At 46.3% G+C, this 22,250-nt stretch carries 19 protein-coding genes and 2 pseudogenes; 11 read left to right on the forward strand and 10 right to left on the reverse strand.

The window, feature by feature from the left end; genetic code table 11:
- Position 1 precedes the first annotated feature (1 nt).
- Positions 2-1,117 carry a mandelate racemase/muconate lactonizing enzyme family protein gene (locus QA442_RS16580; RefSeq protein ID WP_095432649.1) on the forward strand — a complete coding sequence of 372 codons (1,116 nt, stop codon included), beginning with the start codon at positions 2-4 and terminating at the stop codon, positions 1,115-1,117.
- Between the two features lie 95 nt (positions 1,118-1,212).
- The gene (locus QA442_RS16585) at positions 1,213-1,842 is read left to right on the forward strand and encodes a YitT family protein (RefSeq protein ID WP_009966972.1); all 630 of its coding nucleotides are present in this window, start codon (positions 1,213-1,215) and stop codon (positions 1,840-1,842) included.
- Between the two features lie 44 nt (positions 1,843-1,886).
- Here QA442_RS16585 and QA442_RS16590 read toward each other — a convergent pair whose 3' ends face one another.
- Both QA442_RS16590 and QA442_RS16595 read right to left on the reverse strand, forming a co-directional pair.
- Positions 1,887-2,645 carry a phosphosulfolactate synthase gene (locus QA442_RS16590; protein ID WP_014663488.1) on the reverse strand — a complete coding sequence of 253 codons (759 nt, stop codon included), beginning with the start codon at positions 2,643-2,645 and terminating at the stop codon, positions 1,887-1,889.
- On the reverse strand, positions 2,642-3,328 hold the full coding sequence (locus QA442_RS16595) for a 2-phosphosulfolactate phosphatase (protein WP_095432650.1): 687 nt from the start codon (positions 3,326-3,328) through the stop codon (positions 2,642-2,644). The genes QA442_RS16590 and QA442_RS16595 overlap by 4 nt, the downstream gene beginning before the upstream one ends.
- A gap of 178 nt (positions 3,329-3,506) precedes the next feature.
- Between QA442_RS16595 and QA442_RS16600 the strand changes: the two genes are divergently transcribed.
- From QA442_RS16600 to cysC, 3 genes are all read left to right on the forward strand, one after another.
- Positions 3,507-4,217, forward strand: coding sequence for a phosphoadenylyl-sulfate reductase (locus QA442_RS16600; protein ID WP_095432651.1), 711 nt, complete (start codon positions 3,507-3,509; stop codon positions 4,215-4,217).
- A gap of 113 nt (positions 4,218-4,330) precedes the next feature.
- Positions 4,331-5,500, forward strand: a complete 1,170-nt coding sequence (gene sat / locus QA442_RS16605) for a sulfate adenylyltransferase (protein ID WP_095432652.1) — start codon at positions 4,331-4,333, stop codon at positions 5,498-5,500.
- Positions 5,497-6,096, forward strand: coding sequence for an adenylyl-sulfate kinase (cysC, locus tag QA442_RS16610; protein ID WP_095432653.1), 600 nt, complete (start codon positions 5,497-5,499; stop codon positions 6,094-6,096). Before sat ends, cysC begins: the two co-directional genes overlap by 4 nt.
- A gap of 26 nt (positions 6,097-6,122) precedes the next feature.
- Here cysC and QA442_RS16615 read toward each other — a convergent pair whose 3' ends face one another.
- Positions 6,123-6,929, reverse strand: a complete 807-nt coding sequence (locus QA442_RS16615; protein WP_095432654.1) for an alpha/beta fold hydrolase — start codon at positions 6,927-6,929, stop codon at positions 6,123-6,125.
- A gap of 204 nt (positions 6,930-7,133) precedes the next feature.
- Between QA442_RS16615 and QA442_RS16620 the strand changes: the two genes are divergently transcribed.
- Positions 7,134-7,772, forward strand: coding sequence for a pentapeptide repeat-containing protein (locus tag QA442_RS16620; RefSeq protein WP_095432655.1), 639 nt, complete (start codon positions 7,134-7,136; stop codon positions 7,770-7,772).
- A 7-nt stretch (positions 7,773-7,779) separates the two neighbouring features.
- Here QA442_RS16620 and QA442_RS16625 read toward each other — a convergent pair whose 3' ends face one another.
- The gene (locus tag QA442_RS16625) at positions 7,780-9,234 is read right to left on the reverse strand and encodes an aminotransferase-like domain-containing protein (RefSeq protein WP_095432656.1); all 1,455 of its coding nucleotides are present in this window, start codon (positions 9,232-9,234) and stop codon (positions 7,780-7,782) included.
- An 85-nt stretch (positions 9,235-9,319) separates the two neighbouring features.
- On the opposite strand from QA442_RS16625, the pseudogene QA442_RS16630 reads away from it, so the two are divergent.
- Both QA442_RS16630 and QA442_RS16635 read left to right on the forward strand, forming a co-directional pair.
- A pseudogene (locus QA442_RS16630) lies at positions 9,320-9,965 on the forward strand (LysE family transporter).
- Positions 9,966-10,015: 50 nt separating this feature from the next.
- On the forward strand, positions 10,016-10,525 hold the full coding sequence (locus QA442_RS16635) for a DinB family protein (RefSeq protein ID WP_038428145.1): 510 nt from the start codon (positions 10,016-10,018) through the stop codon (positions 10,523-10,525).
- A 48-nt stretch (positions 10,526-10,573) separates the two neighbouring features.
- Here the strand turns inward: QA442_RS16635 and iolX are convergent, their stop codons facing one another.
- The 3 genes from iolX to QA442_RS16650 form a co-directional block, all read right to left on the reverse strand.
- A complete protein-coding gene (gene iolX, locus QA442_RS16640) occupies positions 10,574-11,602 on the reverse strand; it encodes a scyllo-inositol 2-dehydrogenase (RefSeq protein ID WP_095432658.1) in 1,029 nt (342 codons plus the stop codon).
- A 205-nt stretch (positions 11,603-11,807) separates the two neighbouring features.
- Positions 11,808-12,821, reverse strand: coding sequence for a transcriptional regulator DegA (gene degA / locus QA442_RS16645; RefSeq protein WP_095432659.1), 1,014 nt, complete (start codon positions 12,819-12,821; stop codon positions 11,808-11,810).
- Between the two features lie 17 nt (positions 12,822-12,838).
- Complete coding sequence (locus tag QA442_RS16650) at positions 12,839-13,702, reverse strand: AraC family transcriptional regulator (protein WP_014663476.1); 864 nt, start codon at positions 13,700-13,702, stop codon at positions 12,839-12,841.
- A gap of 123 nt (positions 13,703-13,825) precedes the next feature.
- Between QA442_RS16650 and QA442_RS16655 the strand changes: the two genes are divergently transcribed.
- A complete protein-coding gene (locus tag QA442_RS16655; protein ID WP_095432660.1) occupies positions 13,826-15,193 on the forward strand; it encodes an MATE family efflux transporter in 1,368 nt (455 codons plus the stop codon).
- Positions 15,194-15,222: 29 nt separating this feature from the next.
- Here the strand turns inward: QA442_RS16655 and farP are convergent.
- Positions 15,223-16,048: pseudogene (gene farP, locus QA442_RS16660) on the reverse strand (farnesyl diphosphate phosphatase).
- A gap of 231 nt (positions 16,049-16,279) precedes the next feature.
- Here farP and QA442_RS16665 point away from each other — a divergent pair.
- Entirely contained in the window at positions 16,280-16,759 is a 480-nt protein-coding gene (locus QA442_RS16665) for a DinB family protein (protein ID WP_095432662.1), read from the forward strand.
- Between the two features lie 129 nt (positions 16,760-16,888).
- Here QA442_RS16665 and asnB read toward each other — a convergent pair whose 3' ends face one another.
- Positions 16,889-18,733 carry an asparagine synthase (glutamine-hydrolyzing) gene (gene asnB / locus QA442_RS16670; RefSeq protein ID WP_095432663.1) on the reverse strand — a complete coding sequence of 615 codons (1,845 nt, stop codon included), beginning with the start codon at positions 18,731-18,733 and terminating at the stop codon, positions 16,889-16,891.
- Positions 18,734-18,878: 145 nt separating this feature from the next.
- On the opposite strand from asnB, the gene QA442_RS16675 reads away from it, so the two are divergent.
- Positions 18,879-19,460, forward strand: a complete 582-nt coding sequence (locus tag QA442_RS16675; protein WP_080478319.1) for a DUF2777 domain-containing protein — start codon at positions 18,879-18,881, stop codon at positions 19,458-19,460.
- Positions 19,461-19,491: 31 nt separating this feature from the next.
- Here the strand turns inward: QA442_RS16675 and wprA are convergent, their stop codons facing one another.
- On the reverse strand, positions 19,492-22,176 hold the full coding sequence (gene wprA, locus QA442_RS16680; protein WP_095432664.1) for a cell wall-associated protease WprA: 2,685 nt from the start codon (positions 22,174-22,176) through the stop codon (positions 19,492-19,494).
- Positions 22,177-22,250 lie beyond the last annotated feature (74 nt).

The raw sequence follows: 22,250 nt of genomic DNA on the forward strand, positions 1-22,250 counted from the left end.
CTTGAAAATTGTACGAATTGAAACCTTTCCGCTCTTGCACCGATTAGAAAAGCCATACGGAGACGCCAACGGGCTTAAACGATATCGGACTTGTTATCTGATCAGGATTATCACCGAAAGCGGGATAGACGGCTGGGGAGAATGTGTTGATTGGCTCCCGACTCTCCATGTCGGCTTTACCAAACGGATCATCCCGTTTCTTTTAGGAAAACAGGCCGGCAGCCGCCTTTCATTAGTGCGCACGATTCAGAAATGGCACCAGCGGGCGGCCTCCGCTGTAAGCATGGCGCTGACAGAGATTGCGGCCAAAGCTGCGGATTGTTCAGTTTGCGAATTATGGGGCGGGCGATTCAGAGAAGAGATTCCTGTGTACGCCTCTTTTCAATCGTACTCAGACTCCCCGCAATGGATCAGCCGCTCGGTCTCCAACGTTGAAGCCCAGTTAAAAAAGGGTTTTGAGCAAATCAAAGTCAAAATCGGCGGGACCTCCTTCAAGGAGGATGTCCGGCACATCAATGCGCTGCAGCATACAGCCGGCAGTTCCATTACGATGATTCTGGACGCAAATCAAAGCTATGATGCCGCGGCGGCGTTTAAATGGGAGCGCTATTTCTCTGAATGGACGAACATTGGCTGGCTTGAGGAGCCTTTGCCCTTTGATCAGCCGCAGGATTACGCTTTGCTTCGCAGCCGTTTATCTATTCCTGTTGCAGGTGGAGAAAACATGAAAGGCGCGGCGCAATTTGCGCCTCTCCTTTCACAGCGCTGTTTGGATATCATTCAGCCTGATGTCATGCATGTCAACGGAATCGATGAGTTTCGGGACTGCCTCCAGCTCGCCCGTTATTTTGGCGTCAGAGCATCCGCCCATGCATATGATGGATCACTTTCACGGCTCTATGCTTTATTTGCACAAGCCTGCCTGCCCCCATGGTCTAAAATGAAGAACGATCAAATTGAACCGATCGAGTGGGACGTCATGGAAAATCCTTTTGCAGATCTCGTCAGCCTGCAGCCTTCAAAAGGAATGGTCCACATCCCGAAAGGAAAAGGCATTGGAACAGAGATCAATATGGAAATCATCAATCGCTGCAAGTGGGATGGCTCAGCCTATTAAGCTGTGCCATTTCTTTATTTTGAGACATAAATAATGGACAGCCTCATAAAATGAAAACAGCGGACAAGTCTTTTCATAAAGGAGCAAATGACTTAATGGCTGAACTGCTGATGAAAGCAAAACTTACGTTTATGATTGTCGTAGGCGGCGTACTACAGGGACTCGGCATGTCCTTGTTTTTATTTCCGCATGATATTCCAACAGGCGGTGCAGCAGGTATTGCGGTGCTATTGCATTATCTGTTTCAAATCCCCCACGGATTTTCAGTGTGGGCTGTGAATGTATCAATGCTTTTTACCGCTTTAAAATGGCTGGAGATGAGAACATTCACCGGCACCCTCGCTTCTATCACCGTCACCTCTGTCTCGGTATTGATCTTTGATGCGGTTTTTCCGGATATCACATCTAATCTGTGGCTTGATCTGGCAAGCGGCGCAGTGTTACTGGGACTCGGCATCGGACTTTTATACAAATATAAAATTTCGAACGGAGGATTCGGAGCCCTTGCTCTAATGATTTCTATCTACCGCGGCGGAAATCCCGGAACGATCCTGCTCATCATGAATTGCATCATTTTTATGGTCACCGCGTCTATTATTGACTGGGGCATCGTCATTCAAGCCCTGATATGCCAGGTGATATCGACAAGAGTCATCGATTTCATCTACAACATCCGCCTGACCTCTCTTCCCTATCTCACGCCTATGTACCGCCATAAAAAATAATAGGCAGAGGCTCTCTTCACGACGAGAGCCCCGCAGCCGCTGTTTTACAGAAAAAAGGTATCGGATCTTAGCCCTAAACGCAGCGTCTCCAACGCGATGGCATCATGAAATGGTATATTGGCCAGATTCACATTCGGCCCGATTTTTTGAATAAACCCTTGCTGAAGCGTTTTGTTAGGCGCTTCAAAAATCAACCTGTTGATATCAATATCCGAAGAAATGATGTCGTCAACAATTTGAAACCTGACATCGCCGCTGCTGGAACAGATCCCTCCCGTCCCGCTTTCTCTGGCTTCTGTAATCACTTTTTCCGCGCCCGCTTCCAAATCTTCAACGATATATTCAAGCCATTCCTCAGAGCTTTGCCGGCTTGCTAATTCCGCATCCTTGCTGCCCACCTCACTAAGCACAAGAAATTCATCAGAAAAATCGGCAATGTAAGCCGCTTTCTCTTTATTTGTCATCGGGAGCGTACCGTTTGAAATCTCAATATATTCACAGCCGAAATAGGTGCAGTACCGATGAAATTCATTCACTTTTTTCTGGCTTACGTACTTTTCGAACAGTGTGCCGCCAAAGAAAAATGAAATGTCATGCTCTTTTAGCGTACTGATTTTTTCTTCAAGATCTTTCGTAAGTAATGATGTGCCCCAGCCGAATTTCACAAAATCAATATAGTCGGACGCTCCGGCTATCGCATCTTTGAAAAATTGCAAGGGATAGCCGTTATCAATTAAAATGGACTGCCCGGTTTCTCTCGGCTTATTTGTTCTCACTGGCAATTCTAGTGAAAAATCATTCATATTATGACCCTCTCTATCGTTGGAACTTCTCCATCTTGTTTCACTTTCATCACAAAATCGCCCGTCAGTTCTTTTGCACAGTAAGCGATGTCCTCCGAATCAAATAATGGCTGGCGGCGGTCAAAAAATTTCTCTGCAACAGAAGAGCCTTTTATTCTTTGAATCGCCTCCTCAGCCGTTACCGCATTTGTCCCTTCAATGATGCCTTTGATATACTCCGCACACGCCATATCGTCATCACCGGATGGGTGGGAAGCCACAATGTTTATGACACAATCGTTTGCGGCGAGCTTTTTTACATGCTGTGCCGTTGTTTTGGCATTGGAAAATCCAGTTACGAACAGATGCTTTGCATTCAGCGCCCCCAACGCCGCTGTGACGCCATTAGTTGTTTTCTGGATCAGACGCTTATCCGCCATATCCTGCTCAGCCATGCGTTTTGGAGAATTATCTAAATCAAATCCGCTGATACCGACCCCCTTTTCCTCTCCCGTCAATACATAATCCGGATAGGTGCCTTTCAGCGCAAAGGCTTCATCAGCCGTCCGGACCAACAAAATCTCTTTCGCCCCGCCGATAAACGCATAATGGGCGACCGTAAAGGCTCTGATGACATCAATGACGATGTTAATATCCGCCGGGGCAAGCGAATGATGATGCCCCTGATAAATGGAAATCGGCATAATACCTCTCCTTGGGCATAAAACCATTTTGCTTAAAAGCATATTCAGCCGGGCTCTTAATGGTTCCGCTCCTCATTTTAGGCGGGCGCGGCACCTAAAAACCCTGAACCTTTATGCAAAAAATGAATAGTCTGCCTATAACTCGATCAATAAAGCAGATGCAAACGGGGGGAAAACGTTGAACGAAACCATCACGTATGACACATGGAACGACATGCTGTCCAAACAGGTAACGGATCAATTGATCGATGAGCTCGATGTGTTGAAATGGGCTTACCGAACGTACGGGGAAAAGATTGTGTACGCCTGCAGCTTTGGCGCAGAAGGGATGGTGCTTCTCGACTTAATATCAAAAATCAACAAAAACGCACACATCATCTTTTTGGATACAGGGCTTCATTTTCAAGAAACATATGAGCTGATCGAGGCTGTCAAAGAGCGGTATCCAGGATTTACAATCCAGCTGCTCGAACCCGAGCTGAGCCTGGCAGAACAGGAGACGAAGTACGGCGGAGAGCTGTGGAAGCATAACCCGAACCTCTGCTGCCAATTGCGGAAAATCGAACCGCTCAAAAAGCACCTGTCCGGCATGACAGCTTGGATTTCAGGGCTGCGACGGGAGCAGTCGCCAACGAGAAAGCATATTCAATACGTAAACCTGGACCAGAAGTTTAAGCTCATCAAAATTTGCCCGCTCATCCACTGGACATGGGATGACGTTTGGACGTACATCCGCCTGCACAATTTGCCTTACAACAAACTGCACGATCAACATTATCCGAGCATAGGCTGTGAAATGTGTACATTGCCTTCCTCGGACCCGAACGATGAGAGGGCTGGAAGATGGGCCGGACGGGAGAAAACAGAATGCGGCCTGCATCAGGAATAGCGGATGGCAGGTTCTTGCTGTGAGAATCGAAATGATGTTAAGGCGCTGATGTAAAGCTTTTATTGAAGTGCAGAAAAGAAAACAAGGAAACGTATAAATGGAGGTTGAACACGTTGAATGGAAACGAGCCCCATGGAGGGGCATTAATCAACCGCTGTGATCCCGCATGCCGTTTTGAAGGGTGCACGTGCGAAGCGGAGCTGGATCAGCTTGCACTGAGCGACCTGGAGCTTATTGCGATCGGCGGCTACAGCCCGTTAACAGGTTTTTTGGGAGAAAAGGATTATCATCGTGTTGTGAAAGAAATGAGGCTGGCAAACGGCTTGCCGTGGAGCCTGCCGATTACGCTGCCTGTCGGAGAAGAAACAGCAAAACAGCTGTCTGCCGGAGATCACGTCAAGCTTGTGAAAGACAGCGTTACCTACGGCATGATCACAGTCACCGATATATACCGGCCTGATAAAACACTGGAAGCACTGTCTGTTTTTAAAACAACCGATCCTGCCCACCCAGGCGTAAAAAAATTGCTGGCGCGCCCGGATTATTATATCGGGGGGCCTATCACGGTCAGCCGCCTGCCTGACAAACCTTTCGAGCAGTTTTATGCAGCGCCCGCAGAAACAAGAGCGGCCTTTCAAAAACTCGGCTGGCAAACAATTGTCGGCTTTCAAACCAGGAACCCTGTTCATAGAGCGCATGAATATATACAAAAAACAGCGTTAGAAACGGTCGACGGTCTGCTGCTTCACCCTCTTGTCGGTGAAACAAAGTCAGACGATATCCCGAGCGATATCAGAATGGAGAGCTACCAGGTTTTGCTTGATCACTACTATCCAAAGGATCGTGTCATGTTATCGGTTTTCCCTGCCGCCATGCGTTATGCAGGTCCGCGGGAAGCGATTTTCCATGCGCTCGTCCGAAAAAATTACGGCTGCACCCATTTTATTGTAGGCCGTGATCACGCAGGGGTCGGCAGCTACTACGGGACATACGACGCACAAGATATTTTTCAATCATTCACAGAGGAGGAGCTTGGCATCAAGCCGCTGTTTTTCGAGCACAGCTTTTATTGCCGAAAATGCGGAAACATGGGCACCTCCAAAACATGTCCGCACAGCTCAAGAGACCACATCCACTTATCAGGCACAAAAGTGAGAGAGCTTCTCCGCCAAGGCAAAAAGCCGCCTAAAGAGTTCAGCCGGCCTGAGGTCGCAGCCGTGCTGATCAAGGGACTTCATCAACAGCCTGTTGCCATCCAGCAAAACAGCGGGGAATTAAAATGACACACAATCCGAACATCATTTGGCATCCCGCTTCCATCTCAAAGTCTGACAGACAGTCCTTAAACGGACACAAAAGCTGCGTCCTCTGGTTTACCGGCTTATCAGGCTCCGGAAAATCGGTGCTGGCCAATGCGGTCGATGAAAAGCTTTACCGCAGGGGCATTCAGAGCTATGTGCTTGACGGTGATAATATCCGCCACGGCTTAAACAAAGATCTTGGATTTCAGACTGGTGACAGGATTGAAAACATCCGCCGGATCGGAGAAGTGGCGAAGCTGTTTGTCGACAGCGGACAAATGATTTTAACGGCTTTTATCTCTCCATTCAGAGAAGACCGGGACATGGTTAGAGCGCTCTTTCCAAAAGGTGAGTTCTTCGAAATTTATGTAAAGTGCCCGCTGCATGTTTGTGAACAGCGCGATCCAAAAGGACTTTATAAAAAAGCGCGAAACGGAGAGATCAAACATTTCACCGGGATCGATTCTCCGTATGAAGCGCCCATTTCACCCGATTTTATCATTGAGTCGGACCAGATCTCGATTTCCGATGGAGCTGACCTCATCATTAACGAACTGCAAAACAAAGGGATCATATAAAAACCCGATGAATATCGGGTTTTTTCTTATGAGTTGGAGAACTGCGCAATCAAACTGTTGATCTTCTCTTTTTCCTCATAAAATGCTCCGTGCCCGCTGTTTGCAAACGGAACCAATTCCGACTGTTTGATGCCGCGCTTCAACTCTTTCGCAAAATCAAACGGCGCAATTTTATCCTTTCTCCCGTGCAGGATCAGCGTTGGCACCTTGATTGCAGCAAGTTCCTTTCTGAGATCCTCGTCTCTTAATGCAATGCCCGAGTGGATCGTCCCGTAGGAGGAGGCCTCCAGCATCAGATTGAGAAACCACTGTCTCAGCTCTGGGGACACTTTTTTCTCAAAAAACTGTTTCCCTAAATCCGCCAGTGTTTTGGGCCGATCCGTTTTGAACAGTTCAATCATATCGTCAATATCCCGCTTCCTCATTCCGTACGGATAACCCGGGCGTTTTGTGAACGCGGGTGCCGCTGCTGACAGTAAAATCAGCTTATCAACATCGGCTCCCTCATGCCTTGCCATATAACGGACTGCAATGGCTCCGCCCATTGAAAAACCGGCAAGAATCGCATTCTCAAGCTGCAGCGTATAAATGACTGCTTTCACATCATCGGCCATCGTGTCATAATCATAGCCTTCCCAAGGGCGGTCAGATAGTCCATATCCCCGTAAATCAATGCCGATAAAACGGAAGCCTCTTTTCGGAAGCTCATTCATTTGATATTCAAACATCTTATGATTCAACGGCCACCCGTGCAAAAAGATGATTGGCCTTCCATGTCCGATATCCTCTACAAACAGTGTCACATGCTCCTCGGTTTTGACGTAATGCCCCATTTCGCATTCCTCCTGTTCCCTTTGGCTTTCCCGGCCTGTAAACGCCTTGACGTACAGGAAGCTTTCCATTTATGCTTACAAAACAAGCGGGCTGCTGTACCAAGAAAGGCTCTTTACGATTTACTATATGTATCAAATTCCTTAACGATCTACTAAATTGAACCCGGAAGCCTCTGTTTTTCGGGCAGCAAAGGATGTCATCACATGAATAAAATTACAATTCAAAAACCGAATATACCGGAAATCCTGCAAACCGCAGATTTTCATGATGCCGTGACGCAGGATGATGTAATCAGCATGCATTTGTTTGAAGATTGTACAATCTTCGGCGAAGATATCGAAAGACTTTGTGTGGAAAAAACGATCTTTAGAAATGTCGTGTTTATCGATGTGTCTTTTCGGCATATTGAACTGACCGATGTAATCTTTGAAAAATGTGATTTATCAAACGCCGATTTCAGCGGAGCTGTCATTCACAGAACTTCTATTAAGCAGTCAAAAATGGTTGGAATGAATGTGGCGGAAGCAACGCTGCGGAATGTTTCATTCGAGGAATGCCACGGACATTTCAGCTCATTTTCGTATTCAAATATGAAACAAGTTCGATTTGATCACTGTGCTCTTATGCAAAGTGAGTGCAGCAATACGGTGCTCCAGCAGACACACTTTGACAGGTGCGAATTGGAAGGCGCCAGCTTTTCCGGCACGTCCCTTCAAAACATGGACATCAGCACGTGCCGTTTTGAACAGCTTCATGTCTCCCTCGACAAATTGAAAGGCTGCAAAATCGCACCTGAGCACGCGATTGCTTTCGCCAGGGCGCTGGGAGCTGTCATCGTATAACAAAAGCTTAGGACATCATCAGGCGGCGGGCTGTTTCGGCTGCCGCCTTAATGCCAGTTTCCAAATCCCCAAGAGATGCATAGGAATATGACAGCCTGATGCTGTTTCGGTCTTCGCCGTCATAAATGGAACCGGGATTCACAAGCACTTGCCGTTTCAGCAGTTCATAAAAGAAACGGCTGACAGGCAGGTTTTTATGAAATGTCACCCAAATATAAAAGCCGCCGGCAGGAATCCGCCACGAGGCAATGTCCCCCGCATACCGCTCGAGAAAATGAACGGCGGCGTCTCTCCTTTGTTTAAGCACCCTTCGCACCCAAGTCAGATGCTCTTCATAATACCCCTGCGACAGCCACTCGGCAGCCGCCCACTGGGACAGTCCGCTTGAACCGTAGTCTGTCTGCATTTTAATGTCCGACAGCCTTTCAATAACCGGTTCCGGACCGGCAATCCAGCCGATTCGCAGACCGGGGCTAACCGTTTTTGAAAACGTGCCCAGGTACAGAATATGGCCCTCGTGATCCATTGCTTTCAACGGCTGCGGCGGTTTTTCTTCGAACCATAAATCACCATACGCATCATCCTCAATGATGGGCAGCTGCTCTTTTTTTGACAGGCTGATGATCTCTTTCCTCCGCTGCTCTGACATGACTGTGCCAGTCGGATTTTGAAACGACGGAATCGTGTAAAGCAGCTGTCCTCCATATTGTTTTCGATAAGAAGAAACAAGCCCCGCCTTGATCCCTTCTTTATCCATCGGCAAGCCGCGAAGCCGCATCCCCGCTGATTGAAACACATGCAAAGATTGAAGGTAGGACGGCTTCTCCGTCAAAATGACAGAGTCTCGTTTTAAAAGTCCAATTGAGATGAGCTGAAGTGCCTGAAGTGCGCCGGACACAATTAAAATTGCAGACGGTGACACACGGATCTTCTTTCCTTTTAAATGGTCCGCCACCGCTTCCCTCAGCTGACGGTTTCCTTTCGGCTGCTCGTACCCTAAAGATAGGGCACACGAATTGATTCGCTGAAACATCCGGCCCATTGTGTCAGCAGGCAGCAGATCCGGTGAAAGTTCTCCTGTGCCTAATCTGATGATATCCGTTCTTGGTTCGTTCTGATTAATAGCCTGAATGATGGAAGAGTTAGGGCGATGAATGCCCGAACGGACGTAATCGCTCCAATCAAGCGGAGGCTCAGCCGCCAGCACGCTCCAAGTACTGTTTACAACCTTCGTACCGCCGCCTCTTCTTCCCTCTAACAAGCCTTGAGACGTGAGTTCATCTATAGCTGCTGTGACTGTGCTGCGGTTGACTTGAAACATGTCGGCCAGCGTTCTCTGTGAAGGGATTTTCGTCCCTACAGCCCACTCTCCGTGAAGAATTTTGTCTTTCATATATTGTTCGATCTGCCGATGCAGCGGAACATCTGACTTTCGGCTTGGCTTCCATTGCGACAAGGTCATGCCCCCCCTTTTTTCACATTATACATTTGGCTGGGTCCAAACCCAACCAAATGGCTGGAGACTTTGGTAAACATCTTTTTTATGATTGAAAAAAAGATGTGAAAGGAGCTTTTTTCAGCATGAATGCAATCATTCACGGAATTCTGCTCGCGTTTGGCTTAATTTTGCCGCTGGGAGTGCAGAATGTGTTTATTTTTCAGCAAGGCGCGTGGCAAAAATATGTTTGGCGAGCACTCCCCGCCGTCATCAGTGCTTCAGTCTGCGACACCCTGCTCATTGTATTAGCTGTTGCGGGCGTATCTGTCATTGTGCAGCAGCTGCCCATGTTTAAGGCAGTGATGATGGCCGGCGGATTTTTATTTTTGCTTTATATGGGCTGGGTAACTTGGAACAGCCGTCCAAAAACAAGCCAAGATGAAAAACATACATTTACAGCAAAAAAGCAAGCCGTGTTTGCGGCCGCTGTTTCACTTTTAAACCCGCATGCCATTCTGGATACGATCGGTGTCATCGGCACGAGTTCTCTTCAATATTCGGGGCTTGAGAAATGGCTCTTTATGGCCGCCTGCATCGCTGTATCTTGGATTTGGTTTAGCAGTCTTGCAATAGCGGGCAGGCTGTTTCAAACAATGGATACGAGCGGCAGGCTAATGGTGATCGTAAACAAATGCTCTGCAGCGGTCATGTGGGCAGCGGCAGGATATTTTGGGGTATCACTCTTTTGCAATTGAAGGAGAAACAGATGAAAAAAACGAATTTCTTAGAAAAGGGGGCAATGCTGATGACTGATGCAAAACAGTTTTATGACTATCATTCTTGGGCAAATAAGAAAATATTTACCCATATCGAAAACCTGCCGGAGGAAACTGCCTATCAAGAAGTAAAGAGCGTATTTCCTTCTGTCAGCGACGTGCTGCTTCATATGTGCAGGGCTGACTACATTTGGCTGAATGTTCTTTCGGGAGTGGCCTACCAAGAGATTATAGACAGCGCAGGTAAATTAGAGTCCGCGCAAGGTAATATGGCAGCGATTAAACAGCACGCTGCCGAGCTGGAGTCACAGTATCATGATTTCTTCAGCCGCCAGACGGACTTAGAACAGACCTTCACAATGCAGCATCCGAAACTAGGTACACTGGAATCAACCTATGCAGACACCATCCTGCATGTCGTCAATCACGGCACTTACCACAGAGGGAACGTAACCGCCATGCTGAGACAGCTGGGCCATTCAGGCATACCTACTGATTATATGTACTATTTATATGAGAAAAGAGAAAGCAAGGGTTAAAATGTCCTTGCTTTTTTTGCGGAAAGCCTCAATGCAACATACTAGCTTTTACATACCTGTATAAGCACGCTTCACATCTAGCTGGACCGGCATGCCGCTCCGAAAGGAATTGGTTGCGGCGATACCCACTTCTAAATTGATCGTCGCATCAATATCAGTCACAATCGGTGTTTTTCGATCCCGGACACACTCGGCAAAATGCTGAAGCTCCAAGCAGTAGGCTTCATGAAAACGAGTTTGAAAGTCTGGAATGATATCAAAACTGCTCCCTTTAGCCGAAAGGATGGTCACATGTTGATTTCTCAATGTTCCTATGAAAATACTGCCCTCTGTCCCGATCACCTCCGCCCGGATGTCATGTCCGTATGGAGAGGTTCTGCTTGCCTCGACATCCCCCGCTGCGCCGGAGTCAAATTCAATATACGTCAGCGCCTGATCCACATCGCCGTACTGCTCCATAAACGGATTGTTCAGAATCCTGCCGTGTCCTGAAACAGAAGTGATTTCCGCCCCTAGCAAATAACGGGCAATATCATAGTCATGGATGGAACAGTCGATAAAAATTCCACCGCTGTGTTTGATAAACTCTGCGGGTGGCGCGCCTTGATCGCGCGTAAAGCCTTTATAATAGATAGGTTTGCCGATTTCACCTGCGTCAATCCGCCGCTTGGCATCTGCGTATGCGGGATCGAATCGTCTCATAAAGCCGACTTGGCAAATGACACCTGTCTCCTGCACTTTTTCAGAAACTGCTCTAGATTCCTCAAGGCTTAATGTCAGCGGTTTTTCAACGAAGATCTGTTTGCCGTTCTCGGCTGCTTTGATGATCATATCACCATGTGTGCTTGTCGGTGTTACGATAATGACAGCATCAATACCGGGATCTTCTAACACCTCATATGGGTCCTCTGACCATTTTTCGATACCGAATTCTCTGGCAACCTGCTCCGCTCTCCCTTTCAACGGATCACTGACACAGACCAGCTTTGCCCCTGGTACACTGGTGATGAGATTTTTCGCATGATAATAACCGAGCCTTCCTAATCCCAATACTGCGCATCTTACTTGATGTTCCACGCCCCATCCTCTCCTTTGTCTCATTTCAGGATCGCTTGGAGAAAGCGCTTTCTCTCAACATCTAAAAAAACAGCGGCAACTCCGCTTTCATTTTTGCGCAAGCGCTTTCTCAAAAGATGGTTTCATTTTACACTGCCTTTGGTTTACACGCAATATGTTTTTTGGCTTCAACTTTCCTAATGAAAAAACCCGCTCATTAGCGGGCTTATGTGTTAGGCGGTGATGTAGAATGTCTGATAACAAGTTCAGGCGGGAGCACTATTTTATGTTTCGTCTTCCGTTTTCCCTCTATTGCTTCTGCCAGCAGTTCAATGACGCTTCGCCCCATATCTTTTATCGGCTGGGCTACGGTCGTCAGGGGCGGAGCCGCCATTTCTGCGAGTATCGTGTTATCAAAACCAATGATAGAAAGGTCGTCCGGCACTTTTATGCCTCTTATTCTTGCAGCTTGTATGGCGGCGCAGGCCAATACGTCATTGAAGGCAAAAATAGCCGTCGGAGCGTTTCTGTCGAGCAATTTACCCGCTTCTTCCTTGCCGCTTTCCAAGGAAAATCGCGTCTGGATGATCAGTGACTCATCAATGGGCACGCCCGCTTCCTCCATCGCCTGGCGGAAGCCTTTGATTCTATTTTTTTCACCTGTTGTTGACCCGTCTCCGATAATACAGGCGATGTTCGTGTGGCCGAGTGACAGAAGATGCTTGGCAGCCTCGTACCCGCCGCGAACATCATCCATGACGACAATATCCATCGGAAGCAGCGGTTTATCCTGAGAAATCATGGCAAGCGGAATCTGTTCATTGGCGATTTCCTCCAGAGCAGACATACTGTCATGGTTTTCAATCCCTGTCGCAAAAATAATGCCGTCCACCTTTTTCTGCTTCAGTACAGAAAAATATTTCGTTTCTTTTTTCGGATCGTAATCGGTGCTGCAAATCATCATTTGAAAACCAAGCTCATCCGCTCTTTCCTCAATGCTTTTGGCAAGCTCGCCGTAAAACGGATTTGAAATATCAGGCGCTACGAGAGCGATCATATTCGTTCGTTTTCCCGTTAACGCCGCGGCGTGGACATTGGGCGTGTATGCCATTTCATTCATGACATTCATGACCTTCTGCCGCGTTTTGTCGCTGATTCTCCCCGTATTGTTAATCACACGCGACACGGTTGTAATCGAGACACCCGCCGCCCTTGCCACATCGTAGATTGTTGTTTTCATGTTCATCCCTCGTTTGGTTATTGAACTTTCCGGCTGACAATTTTCCGGTATTCAATTGGTGAAATCCCTTCTATCTGCTTAAAGAGTTTCGAAAAGTATGTCGGATCTTCCATTCCAACCGTTTCTGCAATAACTCCCATTTTATCATTTGTAGAGGATAAAAGACGCTTCGCTTCTGTCATTCTCACCCGGTTCGTGTATTGTGCCGGCGTTACGCCGAGCACCTGCTGCATGCAGCGGCTCACATAATCCTGATGATAGTGAAGGGCGAGTGACAGGTCCTTGATTGTCGTCTTTTCCTTATAATGCTCCTGTAAGTACCGGGCCGCCTCCCAGGCTACCCGCTCTTTCGCAGACGGTATTTGGAACGCTTCTTTTTGCAGATGCAGCATCAGCTCCTCAAATAAGATTTGCTTTCTGAGCGGCAAATCGGAGTTTTCCGCGGAGTAATCAATCAGTCTTTCAAACTGCTGGGCCATAAACTGCGGGCGCTGCACCTTGCCTTTTCTCGGCAAAGCCAATCCGTAGCGGGCCGGCTCTTCGAAGCTCCCTTTTTCCTGCTGAAGCTCAGACCAATTGCTGCCTCCCTTAGCTGTAAATTCATAACGATGTTCATCGAAGTGAAGCCAATAGTAGGAGGTTGCTTCATCACTGCCCTTCGTTCCATAGTGTTCGAGACCGGGAGAAAGCAGAATGTACTCGCCGCCTTTAATGGAGAATGATTTCTCATTTTCCGTAATATATAACGTTCCGTCTTTGACATATATCAGATCAAACACGGAGAATACACGTTTCACATGGGTTTCTCCCTTTTTAAAAACCCCTTCTCCGGCCGCGATAAATACCGGAAAAGGCGGGACTGTAAACAGGATGCGAGGCATTTGAATCATCCTCCTTTTTAAGTCGGATTTTTACAAGAAGTATCGTTTCTCTCCCTTTTTATTATAAGGAAATGGAGGTACACTTTAAAACGTTGATTTTATTTACGAAAGGGGTTAGACACGATGAAACAAGCTGTCTTCAAATCAACTGCTTTGAAAAAACCCGCTGACAAAACGTTCTCATTATTTTCGCTTACTTGGCCGATCTTTATTGAGGTCTCATTATATATGTTTATGGGTAATGCCGATACACTGATGCTCAGCCAATACTCGGATAACAGCGTGGCAGCAGTCGGCGTCAGCAACCAGATTTTGAATTTAATTATCGTGATGTTCAGCTTTATCGCCACAGGAACGACCGTTGTGATTTCACAATTTTTAGGCTCGCGGCAAAAGAAAGAAGCCATGGAAGTCGCTTATGTGTCAATCGGCGCCAACTTCTTCATCAGCCTTGCGATCAGTGCCATCATTTTTTTCGCGGCGGTTCCTCTGCTTCATATGATGGGATTATCAAACGAGCTGATGCCTGATGCGAAAGTCTTTTTACAAGTTGTCGGAGGTCTGTCCTTTATTCAGGCTTTAATCATGACATTCAGCGCGGTCTTAAAAAGCTACGGCTATACAAAAGATACAATGTTTGTCACTATCGGCATGAACATTTTAAACATTGCCGGAAACTTTGTGGTGATTTTCGGTTTGTTCGGCTTTCCTGTTCTCGGCGTTGCCGGTGTGGCGCTGTCTACATCTATCGCCCGCGTCATCGGATTAATCGCGATGATTGTGATAGTCAACAAACGCATTCAGCTAAAGATGACGCTGAAAAAAGTATTTCATATGCATAAAGAGCATTTGCGCAAGCTGCTGAAAATCGGCATCCCTTCTGCGGGAGAGCAGCTGTCATACAACCTGTCGCAAATGATTGTCACGTATTTTATCGCGATCATGGGCGCGCAGGCGTTGACAACAAAAGTGTATACGCAAAATATTACGATGTTTATTTTGCTGTTCGGCACTGCGATCAGCCAAGGTACGCAAATTTTAATCGGCCGTTATATCGGCGGCAAACAATTTGATGCCGCTTATGAGCGCTGCATGAAGAGCTTATATTGGGCACTCGGAATTGCTGCGGCTACCTCAGTTTTAATGACGATCTTTTCAAAAGACCTGATCGGCATCTTTACACAAAGCCCGGACATTATTGCGACTGCAAGCCTTTTGATTGCCATGACGATTATCCTTGAACCGGGCCGCTCGTTTAATGTCATTATCATTAACTCCCTGCGTGCCGCGGGGGATGCGAAATTCCCGGTTTACATGGCAATGATTTCAATGTGGGGCATCGGTCTCCCGCTTGCTTATCTATTCGGCATCCATCTCGGTTTCGGTCTTGCCGGCATTTGGATTTCTTTTATCGCGGATGAATGGGTTCGGGGAATCTTAATGTACAGAAGATGGCGCTCCCGCATCTGGATTCAAAAAGGTATGGCGTAACACCCGGCTCAATAAGGCCGGGTGTTTTTTTATATGTCAGACAGAATCCGCTTCACTTCATTCTCTGTGAGGGCGTATTGATGTTGAAATACATCATACTGCTCCGCCCGGATTTTTTCTAAAACAGCCCGGTACAAATGAAGAGCGGCTTTCACCGTTTTTTGTGAATACTGCGGAAATAACGGCAAGGCATCCTGACACTCTTCAAGGTAGGCTTCTGCTTCAAAAGCGATATACTCCCACGTCATTGTGAACGCTTTATTTACGGTGCCTTTTTGGAGATCAGCCTCTGTATAGCCGAATTGCTGCATTACCTGACGGGGAATGCGGTTTTTTTGCTGATCTGTGCCAAGATCACTTAAGAAGCGAACCAGCTGTATGGCCAAGCCGAGAGAGACGGCTGCTTGTTTGAGCTGACCTTGTTTTCGACGTGTCAGTATCGGCAGCAGCATCAATCCGGCAGCACCGCCCGTCCGATATGCGTACATGAGCAGTTCATCAAGGTCATCATACGGCTTGGCGTCTTCTTTTTGTACGGCAATAAACTCCCGAAATGGTTCGCTTTCCAATGTAAAGGTCCGATACGCATGATCAAAAGCCTTCCATAGATGTTGATTACCGTTATTTGTCCTTTGGTAAACATGATCAGCTTTAGCTTCAAATGCGGGCAATACCTTTTCGTCTGCACTGGCCGCCGTGTGGCAAAACGACAATACTGCCCAAGAGGCTTGTCTTTGCTTTAGCGGGAGATATGATAATGCTTTGAAACAGGCTGGCGCGTATTCGCCAACAATCTGTCCGCATTGCTGGTAAGCTTCTTTTATCTCTTTCATTTTTCTCACTCCTATGTATCACTGCTTCTTCAAGTCTAGTATGTTTTTTCCTAATTGTATATGAAGAAAATGCCGATTCTTACTTTGTAAAAGTAACAAGACGCACAGCATCATCGACGAGATATGCATTATTATTTTTAATGCCATACAACAGGTAGAATGTAAACATTTCTCAATCATCACTTCAATAATAGAGGAATCACGGAAAAAAGGGCTAATTGTTATGTTACATGATAGTATTGGAGTGAGTTCAGTGATAAAATTTTTTGAATATAACTGGCAGGTTAGAGATCAATGGTTTACTTGGTGTCATCAACTAACCACTGAAGAATTACTTAAAAACCGTCTTGGCGGAGTAGAGAATATTTTATATACCCTTTTTCATATTATTGATGTGGAATATAGTTGGATTCGTGCTATCCAAGGAAAAGAAGATATCGCTGTTCAGTTCGCTGATTATCAAACACTCAATAAAGTGAAATCTATCTCAAATACATTCCGAACTGAAATAATTGATGTTTTACAAACACATTCAGATCAAATAAAAGATGAACTTGTAAGCGTTCCTTGGGAGACAGGTGTTTTATATACGCGAGATGAAATATTACACCATATCATCGCTCACGAAATTCACCATATTGGTCAACTTTCTGTATGGGCTAGGGAATTAAAGTTAAGCCCGGTATCAGCTAGTTTTATCGGCAGAACATTAAAACCTATTCATTCTTATTGAAGGAATGCGGGGGCAATTCGATAGTGCTGTTGTACAAAAAAGGATAGATAGAGCATATATTTCCCTGCTCATCTATCCTTCTTATTTAAATCTATACATCTCTGGCTTTTAATCACATCTGCATTGAACCTACCTCTCGTCAATATCAATGCGATACGCTTCAAACCATGTATGAATTTGGGCTAGATGGGCGATCAGCTGAGGCCCTTTCATAAGCTGTCCGAACCACGGAACCTTGAAGGAGGAACCTTCCGTTTCTAAAAGCTGATCTAATTGTTTTCTGTCCAGCAAGGTATGGAGTACAGAATCCTTTTGGCTTCTGATCGTTTTCAGCCATTCGCTGACGCCTTTTGTATATTCCGGGTGGTGCGTTTTCGGATACGGGCTTTTTTTGCGATACAGAATGTCATCAGGCAAAATGCCCTCGAGCGCTTTGCGCAAAATGCCTTTTTCCCGGTTGTCATGCATTTTCATTTCCCACGGAATATTCCAAACATATTCCACAAGCCGGTGATCGGCGAACGGCACCCGCACTTCCAGGCTCGCACCCATGCTCATGCGATCCTTCCGATCCAAAAGGTTCGTCATAAACCAAAGCATATTTAAATAGAACAGCTGTCTTCTTGCTTTATCCACACCCGTTTCTCCATCTAATAATGGCGTTTCCGCCAAGGTTTCTTCGTATTTGGCATTTACGTATTCTTTCAGATTCAATTTTTTCTGCCATGAGTCAGAAAGCAGCTTGATCCGCTCCTCTGTCGACCTCATCCATGGAAAGCCTGACTCGACGTCAGCCATATGAAACCACGGATACCCGCCGAAAATCTCATCCGCGCACTCTCCCGACAGGCTGACGACAAAGTCCTTTTTGATTTCCCGGCAAAACCACAGCAGGGATGAGTCGACATCCGCCATTCCCGGCAAGTCTTTGACCAGTACAGCTTCCTCCAAGTGATCAACGAGATCCTTTTGGCTGATGACACATTTGTGGTGCGTTGTGCCGAAAGCCTCTGTCATTTTTTCAATCCATGGCCCGTCATCATTCGGCTGAAAAGCGCTTGCTTGAAAAAATTTATCGTTCTCTTCGTAATCAATTGAATAAGTATGAAGCGGTGCTTTTCCTTCCTTTTCAAAATGGCCCGCCGCAATCGCTGTAATCGCGCTTGAGTCCAGACCGCCTGATAGGAATGTACAAACCGGCACATCCGACACAAGCTGCCGTGTCACCGCGTCTTGAAACAATGATCTGACATTGGCAACCGTGTCATCAAAACTGTCCGTATGTCTTTCGCTTTCAACATTCCAATAACGCCAAATTTTAAGCCCGTCTTTGGAAAACGTCAGCGCGTGAGCTGGACGGATTTCTTTTATGCCTTTAAATACGCCAGTGCCCGGGGTTCTGGACGGTCCAAGCCCGAAAATTTCAGAAAGTCCCGTTCTGTCCACTCGCGCTTTTATATCAGGGTGTGCGAGGATCGCTTTGATTTCTGACCCGAAGAGAAATGAAGAGCCTTCCTTCGTGTAAAAAAACGGCTTTACGCCGAGACGGTCTCTTGCGGCAAACAGCAGATTGCGCTTTTCATCCCACACAGCAAAAGCGAATATGCCATTGAGATGGTCCACACAGTCTTCCTGCCATTCAATGTAGCTGTGAAGAAGCACCTCGGTATCTGACGTACGCTCGAATTGATGGCCCCGAGCCCGCAATTCTTTGCGCAAATCTTCCGTGTTATACAGCTCGCCATTGTAAATAATGGTGTACGTATCGCCTTTATAGGTGCACGCCATCGGCTGGCGTCCGCCTTCAATATCAACAACAGCAAGTCTTTTATGTCCGAATAAAACATGGTGCTCTCCCCAAACGTTAGAATCATCAGGCCCTCGTTTGGAAAGAGTGTCTGTCATTCTGTTCATCGTTTGTTTTTCCTGGACGAGCTGCTTTTTAAAATCGACCCAACCCGTAATTCCACACATGTGATATCAGCTCCAATCCCGTTTCTATCGTAACAATTTCGTTTCTTTCAGCACCTTAGTAAGTTTATGCATCTATAGGCAGATAGTTGATTTGTCCATAAAAGAGTTGTATGGGACAGGCTTGAATTGGAAAGAAAAGAGAGGAATGAAGAAAAAGGAGACAGCATGCATGAAACGGAAACAATTGATATATACAGAGGAACGAAAATGGGAATACGGCACCATCCTCATCGAAGACGGCATCTGTTTAATCGAAAACGGGGAAGGTGATATACTTTTGGCAGACAGTCTCCAACATAGCCCAATCTGGGTTCATCATAAAGGAAAGTGGGAGCAAGCCGGCTTTCAGGATCAATTGGTTCTGGCATGCGGTGAAGAAAACATCTCCCTTGCCGGTGGAGAACGCATCCGCTATGAGAAATCAGTCAAGCGGCCGCTTATGGCTCTTTTGGATTCGCTTGACGACGAAACCTTTCTCGCATTTCTGCAGCACTTGCACAGCTTCGGCTTATCGGTATTCGATTGCGTCTTTTCTTATAATAAAGGAGTCTTTTCAAATACTTCGGAGGAGCAGGGTGTGTCCTTTTATCACTTTTCAAATGATACCGCCCAATGCGCGATGCAGCATCACTACAGCAGCGAAGGGACAGGAGACCGGTTTGAATGGACGGCTTCAAACGGAAAGCGATCCATCATGTATTCAGCAGTCCAACGGGGACGCAAATAAAAAAAGCGGTGCATCGAGCACCGCTTTTTGGTTACTTTTCTACGACAACTTTTGCTTCCTTGCTTTCTTTTTTATCTGTATCCGCAGCCGTGACATACAGCACCGTTCCGGCTTTTTGTTTTTTGATTTTCACCGAAAACGCTCCTTTTGCGTCAGCCTTGGCAGAAGCAATGACTTTCTTTGATTTGTTTTTCACTCTGATCATCGCTTTGCTGTTCGCCTTCCCTTTTACTGCCGTATCCTTCGATTTGACCGCGTTTACTTTCGGTGTGCCAGAAGGTTTTCCTTTGACGACAACAACTTTATACGATGTTTTCGCATCGCCTTTTGTTGCTTTCACATACAGTACTTGATCCTGTTTTTGAGTCGCGATATTAACCTTGAACGCATTGTCTTTTCCGGCTTTGGCGCTGCCGAGTTTCTTTTTGCCGTTCATCACCTCGATCAGCGTGCCTTCCTTTGCGTTTCCTCTGACAGCTGTTTGAGTGCTTTCCAGCTTGTTGACCTTGAGCTGTAAATCAGCTGCGCTGACAGCCTTCATGACATTCAGGCGCCCGTAGCCTGAGTGCCAGTCTACTCCAGGTGTCTTTGGAATTTCAATCGGATCGCCATAATCGTCATATAACTCTTCTTCTTCGCCATCGACACTTTCAAAGGAAATATCATCTGCAGTCTTTTTCAACATATCCTCTACTTCTGTTCTTTTCAGCTTAGGATTTTGAGCAAACAGCAGTCCCGCAGCAGCGGCAGCATATGGCGTCGCCATGGATGTTCCGCTCATATATGTGACATTTCCGTTCGGCACTAAGCTCGGGATATCAGACCCTGGAGCAGAGATGTCCAGGCCTTTTCCATAGTTAGAAAAATCCGCGGTCATATCCATGCGGTTTGTGGCGCCGACTGACATCACATATTTAGAAGATGCAGGATAAGATAAAGAATTGGCTCCGTCATTCCCGCTGGCTGCGGCAATCAAGACATTTTTGTCAGCTGCGTATTTCAAAGCAAATTCAAGCACGCGGCTGTAGCCTCCGCCTAAACTTAAATTAATTACCTTTGCTCCTTTGTCAGCAGCATATTTGATGCCGAGTGCGATTTGTTCAGTATCTCCGGAGCCCGTGGAATCAAGCACTTTGACAGGGATAATTTTCGCTTTGGCGTTCAATCCAGTCATTGAGTAGCCGTTATCGCTTTGGGCGGCGATAATTCCGGCGACATGCGTTCCATGCCCCTGATCATCCATTGCATTGTTATTCCGTCCGACAAAATTGCGTCCGAGATCGGTTCTTACTTTTCCTTTTAAATCGGCAAGCGTGCTGTCAACGCCTGTGTCTACTACTGCAATGAGTGTATCGTTAAGCTTGCGCTTGGACAGCAATGTGCTGGCAGGCTCGTATTTTACATCCGCGTTTTTGACACCGCCGTTTTCACCAGTGTTTTTAAGCGGCCATTGGTAAGGATATTGAATATCGTTTGCCAGGCTCTTGTATTCCTGAACAGGCTCCGCAAATTCTACGTTAGACATCTTGGATAATGTCGTGGCAGCGCTTTTGACCCGTTTGGCGCTTGCCGTATATGTGCCGTTCTGTTTCTCATCTTTTGGCAGTTCAAATGAATATAGATTGTCAAACAGTTTCTTTGCCTTTTTCACATTAGAAATGTCTTTTTTCGATTGTGCGCTTGCAGAAAAGCCCTTCATTTCGTTATGTACGGATGAGAGGCTTTTATTATCCTTCACCTTGAAAATAACCTTTGTTGTCTGAACTTCACTTTTTGCTGCAATATTGTTTTCAGTTAAAATTGTTCCTGCTGTTTTGCCTTGCAGCTGCTTAATATTTAATCGATCCGCCTGTTTCTTTATTTCCTCTTTAAGGAAAGATGGTACCGACTGTAAAGCTTTGTCATATAGCCGATTGATCGCTTTTTGATCCTTTTCAGTGACCTTATATGAAGATGACGTTCCGTTTTCTGACACATCGTCAAATAACGGCTTTAATGTCACAAGATCCTGATAGATTTCATTTCTTGCTGTTTTATTGAGTGCGAGCTTTGCAACGATAAACGGTGCTGCTTTGTAATAAAGGCTTGTCAGTTCTTTGCCTTCTGCTGTTTGGCTCAGCTGCTCATCCCGAATCGCTCTCAGCTTATCCAGAATGCCTTTTCCAGATTTCTTCTGATCGACACTCATTTCAACCGGACAAGCTTCTTCCTCTTCTAAATCTGATGGCTGTTTTTTGGTGCCTTTATACCCAATCGTATACTTGGCTTCTGCAGCTGCTTTTGCTGTTCCGCCGTCCTCCGGTTCTTCTTCTCCGAGGTATTCAACTTTTACATAGTAAGGGCCGCTCCACGCGTATGGAAAAATGATTTCGCTTTTTCCATCCTCCGCTGTGAAAGATCGGTACATCTCAAACGTTTCATCTTTAAGCGCTTTTTCCTTACTTGGATATACAGATACATTCAGTACTGAATCACTCTTTACGGTCAGTGCCATATGAGAGTTTTTCTGAATATCCGTCTTTCCCGGAGTCACTTTGTACCATTTCACCTGTTCCGGCTCCTTCATGGCGCCTGTCTGCTCTTTGCCGTTTTCCAGAGCAGCCGCCTGATCAATCGCTCCGGCCGCTGCGGCTTTGGTTCCCGGAGAAAACAGGCTGAAAATCAGTGCAAAAATAAGCACTGCCGCCACAAACGAGCTGAATTTTCTACGTTTCATGATATCCCTCCTGCAAAATAATGAATCTCCTTGAAGGTATCATAATTTCATAGGACGAGATACCGCTTACAGGG

This window comes from Bacillus stercoris (assembly GCF_029772985.1).
Lineage (GTDB): Bacteria > Bacillota > Bacilli > Bacillales > Bacillaceae > Bacillus > Bacillus stercoris.